At 59.1% G+C, this 17,203-nt stretch carries 21 protein-coding genes and 1 pseudogene; 19 read left to right on the top strand and 3 right to left on the bottom strand.

Going from position 1 to position 17,203, the window contains the following annotated elements; all coding sequences use genetic code 11:
* The first annotated feature begins 1 nt into the window (after window position 1).
* The 3 genes from JTY93_RS15425 to JTY93_RS15415 all read left to right on the top strand — a co-directional run bounded on the left by JTY93_RS15425 (window position 2) and on the right by JTY93_RS15415 (window position 3,961).
* Window positions 2-1,492 carry a terminase large subunit gene (locus JTY93_RS15425; protein ID WP_205475853.1) on the top strand — a complete coding sequence of 497 codons (1,491 nt, stop codon included), beginning with the start codon at window positions 2-4 and terminating at the stop codon, window positions 1,490-1,492.
* 125 nt (window positions 1,493-1,617) lie between these two features.
* Entirely contained in the window at window positions 1,618-2,952 is a 1,335-nt protein-coding gene (locus JTY93_RS15420; protein ID WP_240357219.1) for a DUF4055 domain-containing protein, read from the top strand.
* Window positions 2,870-3,961 carry a minor capsid protein gene (locus JTY93_RS15415; RefSeq protein ID WP_240344156.1) on the top strand — a complete coding sequence of 364 codons (1,092 nt, stop codon included), beginning with the start codon at window positions 2,870-2,872 and terminating at the stop codon, window positions 3,959-3,961. Before JTY93_RS15420 ends, JTY93_RS15415 begins: the two co-directional genes overlap by 83 nt.
* Before the next feature lie 3 nt (window positions 3,962-3,964).
* On the opposite strand, the gene JTY93_RS15410 is transcribed toward JTY93_RS15415, so the two are convergent.
* Window positions 3,965-4,330: a hypothetical protein gene (locus tag JTY93_RS15410; RefSeq protein WP_205475857.1), complete on the bottom strand. Its 366-nt coding sequence runs from the start codon at window positions 4,328-4,330 to the stop codon at window positions 3,965-3,967.
* A gap of 30 nt (window positions 4,331-4,360) precedes the next feature.
* Between JTY93_RS15410 and JTY93_RS15405 the strand changes: the two genes are divergently transcribed.
* Window positions 4,361-4,879: a DnaT-like ssDNA-binding protein gene (locus JTY93_RS15405; RefSeq protein WP_205475859.1), complete on the top strand. Its 519-nt coding sequence runs from the start codon at window positions 4,361-4,363 to the stop codon at window positions 4,877-4,879.
* Here JTY93_RS15405 and JTY93_RS15400 read toward each other — a convergent pair.
* Entirely contained in the window at window positions 4,872-5,363 is a 492-nt protein-coding gene (locus tag JTY93_RS15400) for a hypothetical protein (RefSeq protein ID WP_205518880.1), read from the bottom strand. The two genes, JTY93_RS15405 and JTY93_RS15400, sit on opposite strands and share 8 nt — an antisense overlap.
* A gap of 216 nt (window positions 5,364-5,579) precedes the next feature.
* Here JTY93_RS15400 and JTY93_RS15395 point away from each other — a divergent pair, with 216 nt between their 5' ends.
* From JTY93_RS15395 to JTY93_RS15330, 14 genes and pseudogenes are all read left to right on the top strand, one after another.
* On the top strand, window positions 5,580-6,317 hold the full coding sequence (locus JTY93_RS15395) for a hypothetical protein (RefSeq protein WP_205475863.1): 738 nt from the start codon (window positions 5,580-5,582) through the stop codon (window positions 6,315-6,317).
* Window positions 6,318-6,320: 3 nt separating this feature from the next.
* A complete protein-coding gene (locus tag JTY93_RS15390; RefSeq protein WP_205475864.1) occupies window positions 6,321-7,298 on the top strand; it encodes a major capsid protein in 978 nt (325 codons plus the stop codon).
* A 56-nt stretch (window positions 7,299-7,354) separates the two neighbouring features.
* Window positions 7,355-7,660, top strand: a complete 306-nt coding sequence (locus JTY93_RS15385) for a HeH/LEM domain-containing protein (RefSeq protein ID WP_205475866.1) — start codon at window positions 7,355-7,357, stop codon at window positions 7,658-7,660.
* Between the two features lie 10 nt (window positions 7,661-7,670).
* Window positions 7,671-8,048 carry a hypothetical protein gene (locus JTY93_RS15380; RefSeq protein ID WP_120731885.1) on the top strand — a complete coding sequence of 126 codons (378 nt, stop codon included), beginning with the start codon at window positions 7,671-7,673 and terminating at the stop codon, window positions 8,046-8,048.
* A 2-nt stretch (window positions 8,049-8,050) separates the two neighbouring features.
* The gene (locus JTY93_RS15375; protein ID WP_120731887.1) at window positions 8,051-8,443 is read left to right on the top strand and encodes a hypothetical protein; all 393 of its coding nucleotides are present in this window, start codon (window positions 8,051-8,053) and stop codon (window positions 8,441-8,443) included.
* A gap of 1 nt (window position 8,444) precedes the next feature.
* The gene (locus tag JTY93_RS15370) at window positions 8,445-9,029 is read left to right on the top strand and encodes a hypothetical protein (RefSeq protein ID WP_120731889.1); all 585 of its coding nucleotides are present in this window, start codon (window positions 8,445-8,447) and stop codon (window positions 9,027-9,029) included.
* Window positions 9,026-9,442: a phage tail terminator-like protein gene (locus JTY93_RS15365; protein ID WP_120731892.1), complete on the top strand. Its 417-nt coding sequence runs from the start codon at window positions 9,026-9,028 to the stop codon at window positions 9,440-9,442. The genes JTY93_RS15370 and JTY93_RS15365 overlap by 4 nt, the downstream gene beginning before the upstream one ends.
* A 72-nt stretch (window positions 9,443-9,514) precedes the next feature.
* Complete coding sequence (locus JTY93_RS15360) at window positions 9,515-10,171, top strand: phage tail protein (protein ID WP_032880701.1); 657 nt, start codon at window positions 9,515-9,517, stop codon at window positions 10,169-10,171.
* A 3-nt stretch (window positions 10,172-10,174) separates the two neighbouring features.
* Entirely contained in the window at window positions 10,175-10,555 is a 381-nt protein-coding gene (locus JTY93_RS15355; protein ID WP_032880702.1) for a phage tail assembly chaperone, read from the top strand.
* 17 nt (window positions 10,556-10,572) lie between these two features.
* A complete protein-coding gene (locus JTY93_RS15350; protein WP_170058753.1) occupies window positions 10,573-10,875 on the top strand; it encodes a DUF1799 domain-containing protein in 303 nt (100 codons plus the stop codon).
* A gap of 27 nt (window positions 10,876-10,902) precedes the next feature.
* Window positions 10,903-13,951: pseudogene (locus JTY93_RS15345) on the top strand (phage tail tape measure protein).
* Window positions 13,951-14,289: a phage tail protein gene (locus JTY93_RS15340; protein WP_205475871.1), complete on the top strand. Its 339-nt coding sequence runs from the start codon at window positions 13,951-13,953 to the stop codon at window positions 14,287-14,289. The pseudogene JTY93_RS15345 and the gene JTY93_RS15340 overlap by 1 nt, the downstream one beginning before the upstream one ends.
* An 11-nt stretch (window positions 14,290-14,300) precedes the next feature.
* Window positions 14,301-15,053 carry a phage minor tail protein L gene (locus JTY93_RS15335; RefSeq protein ID WP_205475873.1) on the top strand — a complete coding sequence of 251 codons (753 nt, stop codon included), beginning with the start codon at window positions 14,301-14,303 and terminating at the stop codon, window positions 15,051-15,053.
* A 2-nt stretch (window positions 15,054-15,055) separates the two neighbouring features.
* Window positions 15,056-15,826 (top strand): C40 family peptidase, encoded by a 771-nt coding sequence (locus JTY93_RS15330; protein ID WP_205475875.1) that lies wholly within the window; start codon window positions 15,056-15,058, stop codon window positions 15,824-15,826.
* Here JTY93_RS15330 and JTY93_RS15325 read toward each other — a convergent pair.
* Window positions 15,823-16,350, bottom strand: a complete 528-nt coding sequence (locus JTY93_RS15325; RefSeq protein WP_205475877.1) for a hypothetical protein — start codon at window positions 16,348-16,350, stop codon at window positions 15,823-15,825. The two genes, JTY93_RS15330 and JTY93_RS15325, sit on opposite strands and share 4 nt — an antisense overlap.
* Before the next feature lie 133 nt (window positions 16,351-16,483).
* Here JTY93_RS15325 and JTY93_RS15320 point away from each other — a divergent pair, with 133 nt between their 5' ends.
* Window positions 16,484-16,993 carry a hypothetical protein gene (locus JTY93_RS15320; RefSeq protein WP_205475879.1) on the top strand — a complete coding sequence of 170 codons (510 nt, stop codon included), beginning with the start codon at window positions 16,484-16,486 and terminating at the stop codon, window positions 16,991-16,993.
* Window positions 16,994-17,203: the final 210 nt, after the last annotated feature.

Below are 17,203 nucleotides of genomic sequence, written 5' to 3'. Positions count from 1 at the left end.
TATGAAACCCGAGCACATGAAACTGCTTCGGGACCGATTCTGGCGACTGAACAACCTTTACTTCATCACCGACAAGCAGGGGAAGAAGGTTCGCTTCCGCATGACGCAGGAGCAGATTGATTACTTCCAGGGGATGCATACCCGGAACATCATCCTGAAAGCCCGCCAGCTGGGCTTTACGACGCTGGTGTGCATCGTCCAGTTGGATGCAGCGTTGTTCGAGGCTGCCAAGTGCGCCCTGATCGCTCACACACTGAACGACGCGAAGCGCCTGTTTCGTGAAAAGGTCAAGTACGCCTACGACAACTTGCCGAAGGAGCTGCGCGCTGCCAACCCAGCGAGAAACGACGCTGCCGGTGAACTGGTTTTCAGTAAGGGCGGCTCGCTTTACGTCTCTACCTCGTTCCGGGGCGGGACGCTGCGCTACCTGCACGTATCTGAGTTCGGGAAGATCTGCGCCAAGTTCCCACACAAGGCACGTGAGATCGTCACTGGTGCTTTCGAGGCTGTCGCTGCTGAGTGTTTCGTCACCATCGAGTCGACGGCCGAGGGCCGGGCAGGGTATTTCTTCGATTACAGCCAGTCAGCAGAGCGACAACAGCTTTCTGGTGTGCCGCTGGGCCTGCTCGACTGGAAGTTCTTTTTCTTCAGTTGGTGGAACAACAAGGCCTACAGCCTGTATTCCACCGACGTAGTGCTGCCGCAGCGTCTGACCGACTATTTCAACGACCTGCACGCCAAGCACGGGATTGTCACCAATGACGGCCAGCGCGCTTGGTACGCGGCCAAGGAAAAGACGCTCGGCGACGACATGAAGCGGGAATACCCGTCTATCCCTGTCGAAGCCTTCCAGCAGTCGGTCGAGGGTGCCTACTACGCCAAGCAGTTCACCAAACTGTATGCAGCTCAGCGTATCGGCGCGCTGCCGGACAACAGCCACCTTCCTGTTCACACGATTTGGGATATCGGCGTTGGCGACTCGACGGCCATCTGGTTTGTTCGGATCGTTGGCGAGGAATATCACGTCATCGACTTCTACGAGAACAGCGGTGAAGGCCTTCGGCACTACATGAAGGTGCTCAAGGATCGCAAATACACGTACGGCGATCACTGGGGCCCCCACGACATCGATAACCGCGAATTCGGCAGCGATGGCAAGACCCGCCGTGAACTGGCCCGTGAGGGCTACGAGATCGACGGGCAAAAATACAGCCTCAAGTTTAGCGTTGTTCCGAAGCTCGGCATCGACGAAGGCATTGAGCAGGTGCGGGAGATCCTTCCGGCCTGCGCCTTCGATGAGTCCAAGTGCGAACTGGGCATTTCCTGCCTGGAGAACTACCGCAAGGAGTGGGACGACAAGCGCGGCTGCTGGAAAGACAAACCACTTCACGACTGGTCATCGCACGGCGCGGATGCCTTCCGCTACTTCGCCGTATCGATGGGCCGACGCAAACGCACAGGCGGAACACGCCGAATTGGAGGCTTGGCCTGATGCCAGTGCAATCGACAAACCCCGACTACGACGCTCACATCGCCGAGTGGGAGATGATGGACGACGCGCTCGAGGGTGAGTGCGCCGTGAAGCGCAACGAGCGCAACCTGCCCAAGCCGAGCGGTATGGTTGAGGCTGAAAAGCTGGATGGCGCGGGTAACAAGTACCTCTACGAGAACTACACGAACAGAGCGCAGTACGAGCACTGGGTGCGCGACTCGCTGCGTTCGATGATGGGCCTGGTCTCCCGACTGATCCCGGAGATCGAGCTGCCCACAGGCCTTAAAGGGCTGGAGGACAACGCCACGGCCGACGGCTTCGGCCTGAAGCAGCTTTTCTTCCGCATGGTGCGCCAAGCGATCTCCCACGGCCGGGTGCCGCTAGTGGTGAACATCGATGACCGCGGCGAGCCGTACTTCTCGACGTACGCCACACGCAACGCCATCAACTGGGACACCGCTGATCAAGGCGGTCGGCAAGACCTGGTCCTTTCGGTATTCCGGGAATTCCGCAAAAAGGGCGGGGACCGATACAGCCATGACTGCGACACGGTGTTCCGTGAGTTCTTTATGCTCAACGAGGTCTGCTACACCGCCGTGAGGAATGAAGGCGGTGAGCTGGTCGAGGACGAACGCCCGCTGGGCACCACCGGTACCGACAACCGTCTCGTCAAAGGCCTGGCCTATTTGCCCGTCATCTACTGCGGCTCGACCGACAACTCGCCGGACGTCGACGAGGTGCCACTGCTAACCATGGCGCGGGCCGCGCTGAAGTCCTACCAGTTGAGCGCTGACTACTTCACTTCACTGCACCAGACCAGCCACCCGCAACCCTGGGTGTCTGGGATGGATGAATCGGTAGAGTTGAGCGTCACGGGTCCATCAGCGGCTTGGGATCTTGGGCCTAGCGGGTCCTGTGGCTACCTGGAGTTCCAGGGCGCCGGTATTGAAGCTGTCCGCAAGGCCATGGATGACCAGAAGAACGCCGCGCTTGAGGCCGGTGCCAAGGTCATGGACGTGGGTGGCACGGAGTCGGGTGAGGCGCGCAAAACACGCCAGAACGACCAGCATGCCACTCTACACAGCATCGTAATCACTGTGGCCGAGGCGGTGGAGCAGGGCCTGCGATACGCCGCCGAGTGGAAGGGCTATGACCCCAAACAGGTCAAGTTCAAGGTGAAACCTGAGTTCGTGACCCCGGTGGTCGACGCCCAGGTGCTCGCCGAACTGCTCAAGGGTGTGATGGCCGGCACGCTCAGCGCCGACACCTACTGGCAGTATCTCACCACCGGCAAGCTGCCGGACCGCCCATATGACGAAGAGGCCGACCTGATCAGCGATGAGCGCGAGTCGGCCGGCATCAACCTGGACAACGACGATGTCATCGACAAACCTGGTGCAGGCGGACAGCCAGCTGCTGGAGCAGACGACCCGCCACTCGGTAATGCTGGAGCGGCTTAAGGCCGGCGAGGTCAAAAAGTTCGAGAAATACCTGCGCCAGATAGACACACTTGTGCGGGAGCAACTGACACGCAAGGAACTGACGACCTACAGCCGGAGCCGGCTCGAGCAGTTCCTGGCCCGGGTGGACGGTAAGCTGCTGGAGATCTACAAGGCCTATGGCGACCTGGTGCAGGCCGACTTAGTCGACATCGCTCTGTATGAGTCAACATTCGAGGCGAACAGCCTGAGCAATGCGCTCTCCATCGACGCGGTGGTACCGACAAATACGGTGATCCGTGCGGCGGTGCTCTCCTATCCGCTTCAGGTAAAGGGCATCGACGGCGGCAAGCTGCTGAAGAGCTTCGTCAGCGGCTGGACGCGTACCGAGACGATGCGTGTCACGAACACGATCCGGCTCGGCTTCGGCCAGGGCCATACCAATGCCCAGATCACCCAGGCGATTCGCGGCACCGCGGCGCAGAACTTCACGGACGGCGTCCTGGCGGTGAGCAACCGCAATGCTGCCGCCGTTTTGCAGACGGCAATCCAGCATGTGGCCACCACGGCGCGAATGGAGACGCTGAAGGCCAACAGCGATGTGGTGCAGGGCTATCGCTGGGTATCGACGCTCGACCGCAAGACCTCGCAGCAATGCAAAGGCCTGGATGGCATGCGCTTCGACCTGGGCAAAGGCCCGCTGCCTCCGGCGCACATCAACTGTCGGTCAACAACGGTGCCGACCACCAGGCTTACGGAGATGTTCGCCAAGGACGCCACTCGCGCCTCGGTGGGCGACAACGGCGGGGCCCAGGTCGATGCGGAGTTGAACTACTACGAATGGCTGGCTACACAGCCGGCGACTTTCCAGGATCATGCCCTCGGGCCAGTCCGAGGCAAGTTGTTCCGCGATGGAGGGCTAACGCCGGAGAAATTCGCCAAGTTGCAACTTGATAAATCGTTCAAGCCGTTGACCCTGGCGCAACTGAGGGCTGCCGAGCCAGACATGTTCATCCGCGCGAATCTATAGGCGTCAGCCTAAGATGCTACCTGGCCAATCACGCGATACGTTATTGAGCATGGGAGGTTCTTTCCCGATAAAAATTCGTAGGGATCCGACTTTGTAATCTCCGGGAATGTCAGAGCGCATCAGTACGTGCGGGTCTTTTCCTTCTTGGAACTCGTAAGTAGCAATTCCAACCTCGCACTGTGCCTCATTCAGAATGAGCGGCAAACACTCTTCAGTAAGCTGAACCACTACAGGGGCGCTTGACTGTGTCAAGACGCCTTGGAATCCGATGAGAGTTTTCAGGCCGGATTTGTGGCGTATGCAGAAAAGAAGTGCGCCATCTTCACAGCCTTTTGTGGGGTAAAGTTCGCTTAAGACAAAGCGGTACATTTTTCTTCCTTAATTGAGTATTTTGGCGAGATGCTTATATCTGAACGAGTGCTGGTAGTCGAGCATGGTCAGGGGAGTAGGTTTTCCAATAGCTTCGTTGCGCTGGAGAAGCTGACCTTCTACCGCGACTACTACGGGTTCCGGATACCTGAAGCTGAGGCTGAGCAGGTCGAACTGCTCCTGCGCGCCGCTGCTGACATCAACGGTCGTCAGTGGAAGGGCCGAAAAGCCAAGCCTGAACAGGCAATGGCCTGGCCCCGGCGTGACTGCAAGATCGAATACCAGACGCTGTCCGAGACGTTCGTGCCCTTTGAGCTTGAATGGGGTCAGGTGCGGCTGGCGGTCGAGCTATACGCTGACGAGCAGGGCTTCCAGATCGAGGAGCCGACGCATTGCACTGAGCCAAATGGCCGGCGCACGCGGCTCCAGCGAGACACTCCTGGCCTGCGCATGCGCCCGCCGCCATATGCGCCAAGCAGGACACAGTTCGCTGACTTTCTCGTAATGCGAGGCCTTCTATTGGTTCACGGAAGGGGCGCGCTTAATTAATCCAGAAATATTGGTTAATTTTGTTGAACAGCGGGAGTTTCCGGCCGCGCATGAATTCGTCCCCCTGATCTGCAATGAAATCCAGTGCAAGGACCGGACGGTAATAACCTGGAAAGTCGCGCTTAGAGCGACGGAAAATGCCTGTTTGCTCAAGCGCATCAATCACATCGGACGTTGCTTGCATCGTGTTTTTGTATGGCGAATCTTCTTGTAGAAACTGTGTGCGCAACAAATATTCAAGGGAGCCCTTTTGTTTGTCTTCAAATTTATCCAAGGCTTGCTGTCGAGCATTTATCGACATGCTGAACATGGAGCACCGACGGCAATAATCGACCAAACGGATAAGATCGATTTCGGCGCCTGGACCGCCGTATGGAAGACGAATTTTGAGTCCGTCAGAGCTGATCAGGCTAGAAGCAACGGTCAACTCAGCAGGAATATCTTTGTCCTTTATTAGGTCAAGGTATGCCTGGTAGGGAAGCACAGCAAAAACCGGTTTTTCCTGATCGTTCAGTATGAATTGGATATTTTTTGCTCATTGGGATTTCCTTTATTTGGTTTATTGAAATAATATAAATCAAATAAATTAAATTGGCCATAGGTATGGCTAAATGTTTTTCTTCCGTCTTCAAACCTCGGCCGTGCCGGGGTTTTTTTTATGCCTGCAAAGCGGGCCGACCAAACCCAAGGGGTGCACCAAGTGGCAGACGAAAACCAGATTGATCTTGAAGACCCGGCAGTTCAGACAGCCATTGCTGCCGCCGTTGAGGCTGCAACCCTGGGCCTCAAGAACAAAAACACCGAGCTACTTGGCTCGCTCCGGGCCACCAAGACCGAGTTGGACGGCTTCAAGACCCAGTTCGAAGGCCTGGACATCGCAGCCGTGAAGGGCCTGCTGACCAAGGTTGGCCAGGATGAGGAGACCAAGCTGATTGCCGAGGGCAAGCTGGACGAGGTCATCACTCGCCGTACCGAGCGCTTGCGCACCGACTACGACACCAAGTTGGCCGCTGAGAAAGCTCGCGCCGACAAGGCCGAGCAATTCGCAGCCAAGTACAGCGATAAGGTGCTGGCCGATTCCATTCGCGCTGCCGCCATCAAGGCTGGCGCGCTGCCTGAGGCTGCCGAGGACATCATCTTGCGCGCCCGGGGCACTTTCAAACTCAGTGAAGACGGCGAGGCGATCGCCACCGACCGTGACGGCGAGGTCGTTTACGGGAAGGACGGGAAGACCCCGCTGTCGCCGCTCGAATGGGCGGAATCTCTGCGTGAAACAGCAACACACCTGTGGCCAAGGGCTCAGGGTGCCGGGCAGACCGGCGACAACGGTGGCAAGGCCACGAAAAAGTGGGGTGAGTACGCGGAAACCGAGCGCGCAGCGATCGCCCGTGACAACCCCGAGCTCTTCAAGAAAATCCAGGCCACCAAAGGAACCTAACTCATGCCAACTACCCAACTGACCGACATTTTCGTCGGTGACTACTACGCCTCCCTGGCACCGGTTAACAGCCCGGAAAAGACCGCTGTGTACGAGTCCGGCATCGTGACTCGCTCCCCTGTGCTGGACGCCATCGCCTCCGGCAGCCAGGGCACCGCCGAGATCAGCTACTGGCAGGATCTCAACGCTGATGAAGCTCCGAACATCAGCAACGATGACCCGAACGACCAAGGCGAAGTCGGCAAAGTCACCCAGGACAGCATGCGTGCCCGCGTCCTGTACCTCAACAAAGGCTACGGCGTCACCGATCTGACCGCTGAGCTTGCGAACAGTGAGCCTCAACAGCAGATCCGCAACCGTTTCGGCACCTACTGGACTCGCCAGTGGCAGCGCTACACCCTGGGCGCGTCTCGCGGCATCATCGCCTCGAACATCGCGAACAACGGCGGTGACATGGTCATCGACGCGGGCGCAACCATCAGTGCGAACGCCTTCCAGGATGCCGCGTTTACCGCCGGTGACGCAGCCGACCAGTTTGGCGCGATCGGTGTGCATTCGGTGGTGATGAACCAGATGGTCAAGCAGGATCTCATCGAGTATCTGCGTGACTCCGACGGCAAGATCATCCTGGCCACCTACCTCGGCAAGCCAGTGTTCATGGACGATGCCCTGGTGTATGGCGCGGGCAAGTACCTGTCCGTGTTCTTCGGCCAGGGCGCTTTCGGTTACGGCGAAGGCACGCCGAAGGTGCCGGTAGAGCTGGAGCGTAAGCCTGGCGGCGGTAACGGTGGTGGTGCCGAAGTGCTGTGGGAGCGGAAGACCTACATCCTCCAGCCTGCCGGCTTCAGTTGGAAGGGTTCCGAAGCTCAGAACCTCAGCCCAACCGCGACTCAGTACGCCTCCGCAGGCAACTGGAAGCGTGTGTTCAGCCGCAAGCAAGTCCCGTTCGCCGCTGTCATCAGCGGTACCACCACGCCGTAATCCGGCCCACACAAACTGGCGTCTTTATGGGCGCCGGGGTGCTTTTGAGGTGACTCATGAAAGTGATCTACACGGACAAGCCGGGCAAAGAGCGCGGCGTGTGCTACCGCCTGCTGAGCGAATTCTTCGGTGTCATCGGCGCCGCTACCGAGGTGGTGGTCGATGGCGATGCCCCGGACATCTACGACGCCTACCAAGCGGCCGGCATTAAGGTGTCCGACGGCAAGGAGCCAGAGAGCAAAGAAACCGACCCTCTGAAAATGAAGGTCCCCGAGCTGAAAGAATGGCTGACCGCCAAGGGCATTGCCTTCGACGCAACCGCCAAGAAAGAAGACCTGCAGGCCCTGGTGCCGGCAGAATAAGGACAAGCACATGACCGACTTCATCACCGTTGCCGATGTTGACGCCCAGCTCGGTCCTGACTGGGCCGGCACCGGTGATCCGGTCCTTGCTGTGGCCATGGCCAATGCCTGGCTCACAGCCAAGATTAAGCGGGCTGTTCCCGATCCGGTCCCGGCCGAGATCAAAACAGCCGGCGCCCAGGTCGCCAAAGAGGCAGCGGCGGGCAAGCTGTACACTGCTACGCAGAGGGAAGTGCAGAGCAAGACGGTATCGGCTCAGTCCGGCACGTCTGTGAGCAAGACCTACGTGGCAGGCTCTACCGATCAGTCGGCGGGCGTGAACTTCGCCCTTGCGCTGCTTACGCCGTGGATCACGCGCTCCGGCGTGATCATGCTGAAGAGGGTCTGACCGTGGGCATGCGTGAAGAGATCCAGGCCGAACTGGCCGAAGCGTTCGACGATCCTGATGGCTTGGCCGACGCAGTCAAGTCGGTCACAGGTGTGCGCAAGGTTACGGGCGAGTATGACCCCGACCTGGGTGGCGAAACGCCTGAGACCACCGTGACGTACTCGGGCCGCGGCGTTCTTGGCAGCTACCTGTCCAAAGAAATCGACGGCTCCCTCATCCAGACCAGCGACAAGAAGCTGCTGGTGCTGCAAAACGAGCTGTTCGTGTCGGAGGCCGGCGTTCCGACGGCGGTACCGGCTGCCCCGGCCATTGGCGATATCGTCAACGGGCTGCGGGTGATGAATGTGTCTGCGGACCCTGCTGATGCAACGTGGACAGCGCAACTGAGGAAATGACATGGCGACCCAATCCGGCAGCTTCGCCCTGAGCCTGGCCGAGTTCGCCGCCCAGACCAGCGAAGCCATTGACGCCAGTGTGCGCGAAATCATTATCGAAGTCGGCAGCAGCCTGATTCGCATGTCTCCCGTGGGTAACCCGGAGATCTGGGCACAGAACGCTGTGGCGACCCAGTACAACAAGGCCGTCGACGATCACAACAGCGCACTGCGCAGTGCTCCGGCCAACCTCACGAAGGCCGGAAGGCTCAAGAAAGGCCGCAAGCTCAACGACGGCATGGACATCAAGGCGCCCGAAGGCTACGTCGGCGGCCGGTTCCGCGCGAACTGGCACATCTCGCTGGGCGTGGTCGAGAGCGTTACCTTCGACGAGGTGGATCCGAGCGGTGCCGAGACTACCGCGGCGCTGGTCGCAGCAATGAGCGACTTCACCGCCGGCCAGATGGCCTACATCGTAAACAACTTGCCCTACGCGATCCCGTTGGAGTTCGGCCATTCCACCCAGGCCCCCGGCGGTATGGTCCGGGTAACCGTGGCTCGCTTTCAGCAGATCGTGCTGGAGGCCATCAGGAACAACCAGGTATGAGTCACGCAATCATCGCTTCGATCTACGAGGCCAAGCTCATCGCTTGGAGCGCTGCCAGGTCGGAGAAGCTGAAGATCGTCTTCGAGAACACGGCCTACACGCCGGCGGCGGGCGAGACCTACCTGCGAGCCTTCACGATCCCGGGCGACACCGCGAGCAACACGCTTGGCGGTGATCACCGGCTGTTCACCGGTGTGTTCCAAGTGAGCATCATCGCGCCGGCGGGCACCGGCAAGACCAAGACGAACCCGATAGCAGCTGAACTGACAGATCTGTTCCCGCTGTACGCCAGGGACACCAAGGGCCCGGTCACCGTGGTGACGATGTCGCCGGTCGACCAGGGCCCCGGTATTACCGGCGATTCCACCTATACCGTCCCGGTCTCGTTCTTGTACCGAGCCGACACGAACTGATCCCGCCCATTGGGCAAACCCACGAGCCCGCCATTGAGCGGGTTTTTTCATATCTGCAAAGAGGAAATACCCATGGGCTACAAAATCCCGAATGGCGGCACCTTCCAGCACGCTGCAACCTATGCAGCTGCTCTGGCGTTTGCCACCATCACCAACGCCGCTGAGGCCGTGGCCACCGTTGTCGGCGGCACCCTGGCTGCGGGCGACATCGTCCTGCTCACTTCTGGCTGGAGCAAGCTGGATAGCAAGGTCGTGCGCGTGAAGGCGGCGACTGCTACTGCAATCACCCTGGAAAGTATCGACACTACCGACACCCAGGCCTTCCCTGTCGGTGGTGGTGCCGGGACCATGCGCAAGGTGCTGACCTGGGTTCAGATCCCGCAAATCTCCGATGTGGCCTTCTCCGGTGGCGATCAGAACTACCTCGACGTGGTTTTCCTCGAAGACGACCAGGGCAAGCAGATTCCCACCGATAAGTCGGCTGCCAGCATGGTACTTACCCTCGCCGACGATCCGATTCAAGACTTCAACAAGGTGTTGATGAAGGCCGATGCGGGCAAACAGGTCGAGGCCGCACGTTTGAACCTGCCGGGCAATGACACGCTGCTGTACGGCGCCTACACGTCGTTCTCCAAACAGCCGGCGGTGTCCCGTAACAACCTGCTGACCCGTACCGTCAACCTGGCACTGCAGGCCGAGCCGACTCGCTACCTGACTGCGGTGGTGTAACCCATGGCCAAGATCCGTATCGCGCAGAACGCCACTTTCGCTGCGCCAGTGCTGATTCCAATCGTCGGCAGCGCGCCTGAGAAGGTTGAGTTCACTTTTAAGTATCGGGATCGCGCCGAGCTTGCTGCTCTGTTCGATGAATGGAACGAGAAACGGAAGAAGGCGCAGGCCGCATTGGGCGATAAACCGTCATGGTCAGAAATTGTGGCCGTGGATACCGAGCAGCAAACCCAGCAGATCAAGGATCTGGTAGTAGGCTGGGGCTTCGACGACGAATACAACGACGACAACATCGTTGCCTTCGTGAAGTCCTGCCAGGGCGCTGCCGAGGCGGTCGTTAAAGCCCATGAAGGCGCATACAACCAGGCCCGCCTGGGAAACTGACTGACGCCGCCCGTGCGATGTACTCGCCGAGCGTGCCCGACGCGATTATCGGCATGTTCGGCCTTGCCCCGGGAGATCTGGTTGAGGAGGTGGAGGTCTGGCCCTGTAACTGGCCGGCCTTCCTCCTTTTCAACCGCATGTCCACCCAGTGGCGAGCAGGCGCCGGCGGCGCGATCGGTCTCGACTACAGCTGCATCCGCGACGTGGCCGGGTTCCTCGGCATCAAGAAAAAGAAGCTCCCTGAAATCTTCCCTGACCTTCAAGTCCTGGAAGGCGAAGCCCTGCGCGTCATGGCGGAGGAAAGGGAAAACAGCCCGTAACCACGGGCACTTATTCAAGGTGAGTCGATGAACATTGCAGAACTCGGCGTCAAGATCGACTCGGCCGATGCGATCCAGGCAAAAACGAGCCTGGATGAAATGGCGAAGGCCGGCGGCCGGGCCGAGCAGTCCGCCGTTTCGCTGATGAACGAAATGCAGGCGCTGGAGAAATCGCTTTCCACCAGTGCCAAGACCACACAGGACCTGGCAAAGCAGCGTGAGGCACTCGCCAAGCTGACCAAGAATGGCGTCTATGGCGAGGCCGAGGCGGCGAAGATCTCCGCGCAGCTCGACAAGCAGCAGGTGGCTCTGGCCAAGTCTGCCCTGGATGAGCAGAAGGCCCTGAACAGCCTTCTGGGTGCCATCGACCCGGCCCGCGCTGCTCTGGCGAAGCTGGATACTCAGGTCGAGCAGCTTGGTAAGCATCTGGACGAGGGGCGCCTGAGCCAGGAGGACTACAACAAGGCCCTGGGCAAGATCGACAAGGATTACGCCAAGCTCGAAAAGACGGCTACCGGTTTCGACAAGCTGCGGCTCGGCACGCGCCAGGCGCAGGAAAACGTTGTTCAGCTGGGCAACGCGCTGTCGTCTGGCGACTGGGGTAGCGGCGTACGCGCCGTGGCTCAGTTGGGCGCGGGCGCCGGGGCGGGTGCAGCGGGGTTGCTTGCCATTCTGGGGCCGCTGGCCCTGGCCACAGCAGCCGTTGGCGGCCTAGCTGTTGCCTACTACAAAGGTAGTGAGGAGCAGGACCGCTACAACAAATCACTGATCCTCACCGGTAACTACGCCGGCATCAGTGCTGGGCAGCTTGGCGATATGGCCCGGCAGGTGAGTGCCACTGTCGGCACGACCGGGCAGGCCGCCGAAGTTTTGGCCCTGCTGGCTGGTAACGGAAAGATCGCCGGCGAGAGCTTCACCGGCATCACCCAGGCTGCCGTTTCGATGCAGGAAGCCACCGGCAAGGCGGTGAGCGAGACGGTCGCCGAGTTCTCCAAGCTGGCAGACGACCCGGTAAAGGCATCTGCTGCACTAAACGAGCAGTATCACTACCTGACGGCCTCGGTTTACTCGCAGATTGCCGCACTGGAAGAGCAAGGTGATCACGCCGGCGCGGTGAAGCTGGCCACAGAGCAGTACGCCGATGCCATCAATGAGCGCACACCGAAGATCCTGGAGAACCTCAGTTTTTGGGAGAGGGCTTATAACGCGGTTGCTCAGGCAGCCGATGGCCTCAAAAATGCCGGCCGCCGAGATATCAACGCGGACATCGAAAATGCCCGCGCTGGCTTGGCTGAAGCCCAGGGCATGGATGGCCTATTCCAAAACCAAAAGTCCAAGGATGCATTGATCGAGTTCCGGCAAAACCGCCTGAACATGCTGGAAGATGAGAAAGCCGCCCAGGAAGATATCGCCAAGTGGGAGGGCGAGCAGGCCAAGGCACAGGGTGCGGCCGTTACTGCCATGACCAAAGTTGACGCGCTGACCAAGTCGTCGTTAACCAATGAGCAAAAGCGGACCAAAGAGCTTGAGGACTACAAGCAGCAACTGGCTGATATCCGAAAGGTTTCGCCAAACGATCCGCGCCTACAGCAGGACGCTGTCGATAAGAACATAGCGAACATCAACGCCAAGTTCAAAGACCCCAAAGCGCCCGGCACCCAGGTCGACCTGACCAGCTTCAACAGCGCCAAGAACGACCTGGCTGCCATCACCGACACCTACAAAAAACTACCAGAAGGAACTGGACGCGGCGCAGAAGGCCGGCCTGCTTTCAGAGGCTGATTACCTGCTGCGGCGCCAGGCGCTGATCGGCAATCAGCTCGACCAGACCACGGCAGCGTACGAGGCCGAGATTGCGGCGTTGGAAGCCGCCAAGGGCAAGAAGACCACATCGGCAGCGCAAAGCATCCAACTCGACCAGAAGATAGCCGACGCGCGCGCAGGGATGGTAAAGGCGCAGAAGGACGCCGACAGCCAGCTAGAGGTGTTGGCTACCAATGAGACCGGGCGACTCGCTAAGCAGGAGCGGGCGATCAGCTCGTACGTGCAGGCGCTAGGGCAGCAGCAGCGGGCCCTGGAGCTTGCGGGGCAGCGGGCGGTGCTCGGCGTTGGCCAGGGAGATCGCCAGAACGCGCTCAACGCGCAGTTGAACAGCCAGCAAGACCGGTTTGCTCAGCAATCGCTGGAACTGGAAAACCAGCGCTCCGATCCGTCGCGCAAGATGTCGGACGAAGAGTTCACCCGCAAATCGCAGGCGCTCGCCGACGCGAACAAGAAGGCGACCGACCAGATCCGGCAAAACTACGCGGATGTGGAGGCCGCTCAGGGCGATTGGACGAAGGGCGCGACAGCGGCCTGGGAAAACTATCTGGATTCGGCGCAAAACATCGCAGGGCAGACCAAGAGCCTGTTCGGCAACGCGTTCAGCTCGATGGAGGATTCAATCGTCAACTTCGCCATGACCGGGAAGCTCTCGTTTGCTGACTTCACCAAGTCGATTTTGGCGGATATGGCTCGCATCGCGACACGACAAGCAGCCTCTGGCCTTCTCGGGTCCCTCGTGGGCATGGGGGTCTCTGCTGCTGGTTCGTACTTTGGCGGCGGCGCCGCGACATCAGCAGGGTCGACAGCGGCCGGGTATAGCCCTGAAGTATTGGCTGGCTGGTCCGGTGTGACCCAGGCAAAGGGTGGCGCCTGGTCTGGCGGCATTCAGATGTTCGCCGACGGCGGTGCGTTCACCAACTCCATTGTCAGCAAGCCGACGGCCTTTGGTATGGCCAACGGTAAGACAGGGGTAATGGGTGAGGCAGGAGAAGAGGCAATTATGCCGCTGACCAGAACCTCCAGCGGCAAGTTGGGTGTAATGGCAATGGGCGGCGGCGGGTCGGGCGTTACCCAGATCAATGTCGAGGTGCACATCGATGGCGATGGCAACGCGTCGTCCTCTTCCGACGACCCTGGCTACGACCTGTTCGGCAAAGAGCTGGCAACGTTCGTCGAGCAGAAGTACCTGGAGCTGCGGACGAAGGACATGCGCCAAGGCGGCGTCATCAACAAAGCAATCAAGGGGCGCTGATGGCCATCGAACGATTCATCTGGGAGACGGAGAAGGGCGCGGAAGGGGATGTCGCCCAGCGCGTCCGCACCAAGCAGTTCGGGGACGGGTACGAGCAGTCGGTCGAGGACGGCCTCAACAACCAGTCCCAGTCCTGGCCGCTCACCTTCACCGGTGCCAAGCCCCGGGTTCTGTTAATCAAGGCGTTCCTTGATCGGCACAAGGGGGCAAAGGCGTTCCTCTGGACGCCGCCCCTAGGTGAGCTTGGCCTCTACAAGTGTAACGGCTACAAGCCTGTGCACCGCGGCGGCCAGGTCTATGCCATCACCGCCACCTTTCAGCAAACCTTTCACCCCTGAGATAACCGCCCATGGCACTGATCACGGACATCCAAAAACTGGAGCCTGGCGGCGAGATTCGCCTGTTTGAAATTGACGGGACCGAGTATGGCGCGGATTACCTGCGCTTTCACGGGCACGCTATTCCGCACACGCCCGAAGAGCTGGTGGCCTACGAGCATTCTGGTGAGGATCTGCCGGCCAAGTCGATTTGGTGGCAGGGCGAGGAGTACGCGGCCTGGCCGGTACAGATTGAGGGTGTTTCCTCGAGCAGCGATGGCACAGCCTCTCGACCGACTTTCGCCGCTGGCAACGTGAATGGGCGGGTCACCGCGCTATGCCTCGCCTTCGAGGACCTGCTCAAGTTCAAGCTGACGGTTCGCGAGACGCTGGCCAAGTACCTGGATTCAACGAACTTCCCAGAGGGAAACCCGACAGCCGATCCGACCCAGGAAGCGCTGGAGATCTGGTACATCGACCAGAAAACCAGTGAGGACGGCGAGGCCGTGGTCTGGGAGCTGTCTTCCCCTGGCGAGATCGACAACCACGGTCTGCCCGGGCGCCAAATGACGACGTTCTGCCACTGGGCCATGACCAATGGTTACCGGGGGCCAGACTGTGGCTACACCGGTGCGGCGATGTTCGACGACGAGGACAACCCCACGGACGACCCGGCCCTGGACCAGTGCAAGGGCTGCTTGTCGTCTTGCAAGTTGCGCTTCGGCGAGAACAACGAACTGTCCTTCGGTGGATTCCCCGCCGTTTCCCTGATTGCCCGGAGCTGACCATGCGCAAGCACATCATTGCGGCTATCCAGGCGCACGCGGCGGCGGAATATCCGAAAGAGTGCTGTGGCCTGCTGCTCGCCATCGGGCGCAAGCAGAAGTACTTCCCGTGCCGAAACATCTCCACGGAACCGAGCGAGGAGTTCAGGCTCGACCCCGAGGACTACGCTGCGGCGGAAGACCTGGGTGAGGTTATCGGCATCGTTCACTCGCACCCGGACGCAACCAGCAGGCCGTCACCTCATGACTTGGCAATGTGCGAGGCCACAGCCTTGCCCTGGCACATCCTGAGTTGGCCTGAGGGCGACCTACGCACGATCACGCCGACCGGTCATACACCATTACTCAATCGTCCGTTCGTACACTGCGCCTGGGACTGTTGGCAGGTCTGCGCTGACTGGTACCAGCGCGAATGGGGTTTGGCGTTCGACACCTTCCAGCGCGCCGATGGATGGTGGGAGGGCGCCGACAACACCAGCTTGTACGAGGCGAACTACGAGGAGGCAGGCTTCGTGCGCGTAGACAGCCCTCAGCGCGGCGACATGATCGTTATGCAGGTCGGGCGCACGGTTCACCCGAACCATGCCGGCATTTACCTGGGTACCGATCCGGCGCTACCAGAGGAAGAGTCGGGCACCTTCGGGCCTGGCCCCTTTTTGCTGCACCATCTGTACGGCAGGCCGTCCGAGATCATTGTCTACGGCGGCCCATGGCATGACCGGACACGCCTGATCCTCAGGCACAAAGATGCGAGATGCCGCGCAGAGTCTTAAGAGGATGATTCAAGTGAACGAAGAAAAATCACCATGTACTCAGCAAGAGTTCGATGATTCGCTTCATCCGGCGCGCGATGGTAGACGGTTATCAGATGTTGCGGCTCGTTTCCACGGAGTGAAAATGTGCGAGTTTCCCATACCGAATGTTCACGAAGAGATTTGGCAAAGCCTGGGTGTTTCGCGTCCACCTCGTTTTGCCAATCCAGCCAGCGAGAGTAAATTGACTCAAGCTCATTCTGGTTTATCGCAAGTGAATGGTCTCGAAGTGTGAACTCGACATACGAGTCATAACTTCCATCCAATCCCGATGCGCAGCCGAGAGACATGAGTCTTCCATCAGGCTTGTTCAGCTCAACGAGTAGAGGGCGAAGTCCGTTTTCTTCGGTTGCCTCGTGGATGAGCGCAATGTTATCTGGGTTTTCGATTAGATCTATGCCGCCATTGTTTCGGTCTCCGTCATCGCGTAGCTCTGGAATATATGGCCAGCGATTGAAGTGGTTCGAATCAATATCTTGTTTCATGCTCAGTCCCTTGAGAGGTTATTGACGGGCGAGCCTACTATCGCGAGCCGTAGCACTGCCACTGGCATTCCATCCACACTGGATGCCTGGACAGGATCAAGCTACTCTCGGTTTTTTCGTGGCGAGCAATGAGATGGTCAAGACAATAACTTCGAACACTTTTTCAGAAGAGCTGAAAGCCAGTATTTCCATGACTGGAAGCCTGAAGCCCTCAGGATCCATTAAAATTGATGATTTGGTTGGTGCCAAGTACCTAATCCTATGCGAAAAACAAGAGCCGAAACTGGTAGCTAAGATCCGCGAGGTGGTAATAGATCCAGACGGTGATGGATCAGTGATTGTTAGACTTCAAAGCGCGAAGTCACTGGACTGCATAAGCCAGGAGTATGAAGCCGCTTACAAGGCTTATGAGAGTGTACGACGGGAAGGGAGCTGGCCGTTCGTACATGAGTTTGAAAGTGACGATTTTTTTGAAGTCGGCAACCCTGTACGCATAAGGCCTCAGAGTGAAATTGATGGCTTATTCTCTATGGAGAAAGCAATCGATGAGCTCGCTAAGGCTTATCGCGTGGATGCTGATCAGATTGAGGTGATCATCAAGTCTAAGCCTCGAAAATCATCAGTAAAGAACACCGAAAGTTAAGTGTGTAGAGCCCATCCCAACGCTACGCTTTTTGCATCTGGTCTCCCAGTGCTACAGTCCCGCCAAACCAAAGAGGGAACGACATGCGGATTTTGATAGCGGCGGTAGCGGTGGCGATGTTGGCGGGGTGTGCCAGCGTTGGCGATACCAGAAGCAACCCGCCACTTTTGTCCCTGAAATCAAGCAAGCCAGCGAAGGCGGTTGCTGAGT

This window comes from Pseudomonas hygromyciniae, assembly GCF_016925675.1.
GTDB lineage: Bacteria > Pseudomonadota > Gammaproteobacteria > Pseudomonadales > Pseudomonadaceae > Aquipseudomonas > Aquipseudomonas hygromyciniae.
This window is presented reverse-complemented; position numbering and strand designations above follow the sequence as displayed.

Excerpts from the sequence above, each read along its gene's own strand:
- JTY93_RS15330 (WP_205475875.1), top strand. The coding sequence starts at position 15,056 with ATGCGCAAGCACATCATTGCGGCTATCCAGGCGCACGCGGCGGCGGAA.
- JTY93_RS15340 (WP_205475871.1), top strand. The coding sequence starts at position 13,951 with ATGGCCATCGAACGATTCATCTGGGAGACGGAGAAGGGCGCGGAAGGG.
- JTY93_RS15335 (WP_205475873.1), top strand. The coding sequence starts at position 14,301 with ATGGCACTGATCACGGACATCCAAAAACTGGAGCCTGGCGGCGAGATT.
- JTY93_RS15390 (WP_205475864.1), top strand. The coding sequence starts at position 6,321 with ATGCCAACTACCCAACTGACCGACATTTTCGTCGGTGACTACTACGCC.
- JTY93_RS15320 (WP_205475879.1), top strand. The coding sequence starts at position 16,484 with ATGGTCAAGACAATAACTTCGAACACTTTTTCAGAAGAGCTGAAAGCC.
- JTY93_RS15380 (WP_120731885.1), top strand. The coding sequence starts at position 7,671 with ATGACCGACTTCATCACCGTTGCCGATGTTGACGCCCAGCTCGGTCCT.
- JTY93_RS15370 (WP_120731889.1), top strand. The coding sequence starts at position 8,445 with ATGGCGACCCAATCCGGCAGCTTCGCCCTGAGCCTGGCCGAGTTCGCC.
- JTY93_RS15410 (WP_205475857.1), bottom strand. The coding sequence starts at position 4,330 with ATGTACCGCTTTGTCTTAAGCGAACTTTACCCCACAAAAGGCTGTGAA.
- JTY93_RS15385 (WP_205475866.1), top strand. The coding sequence starts at position 7,355 with ATGAAAGTGATCTACACGGACAAGCCGGGCAAAGAGCGCGGCGTGTGC.
- JTY93_RS15365 (WP_120731892.1), top strand. The coding sequence starts at position 9,026 with ATGAGTCACGCAATCATCGCTTCGATCTACGAGGCCAAGCTCATCGCT.
- JTY93_RS15420 (WP_240357219.1), top strand. The coding sequence starts at position 1,618 with ATGGTTGAGGCTGAAAAGCTGGATGGCGCGGGTAACAAGTACCTCTAC.
- JTY93_RS15350 (WP_170058753.1), top strand. The coding sequence starts at position 10,573 with ATGTACTCGCCGAGCGTGCCCGACGCGATTATCGGCATGTTCGGCCTT.
- JTY93_RS15405 (WP_205475859.1), top strand. The coding sequence starts at position 4,361 with ATGCTTATATCTGAACGAGTGCTGGTAGTCGAGCATGGTCAGGGGAGT.
- JTY93_RS15360 (WP_032880701.1), top strand. The coding sequence starts at position 9,515 with ATGGGCTACAAAATCCCGAATGGCGGCACCTTCCAGCACGCTGCAACC.
- JTY93_RS15425 (WP_205475853.1), top strand. The coding sequence starts at position 2 with ATGAAACCCGAGCACATGAAACTGCTTCGGGACCGATTCTGGCGACTG.
- JTY93_RS15355 (WP_032880702.1), top strand. The coding sequence starts at position 10,175 with ATGGCCAAGATCCGTATCGCGCAGAACGCCACTTTCGCTGCGCCAGTG.
- JTY93_RS15415 (WP_240344156.1), top strand. The coding sequence starts at position 2,870 with ATGTCATCGACAAACCTGGTGCAGGCGGACAGCCAGCTGCTGGAGCAG.
- JTY93_RS15325 (WP_205475877.1), bottom strand. The coding sequence starts at position 16,350 with ATGAAACAAGATATTGATTCGAACCACTTCAATCGCTGGCCATATATT.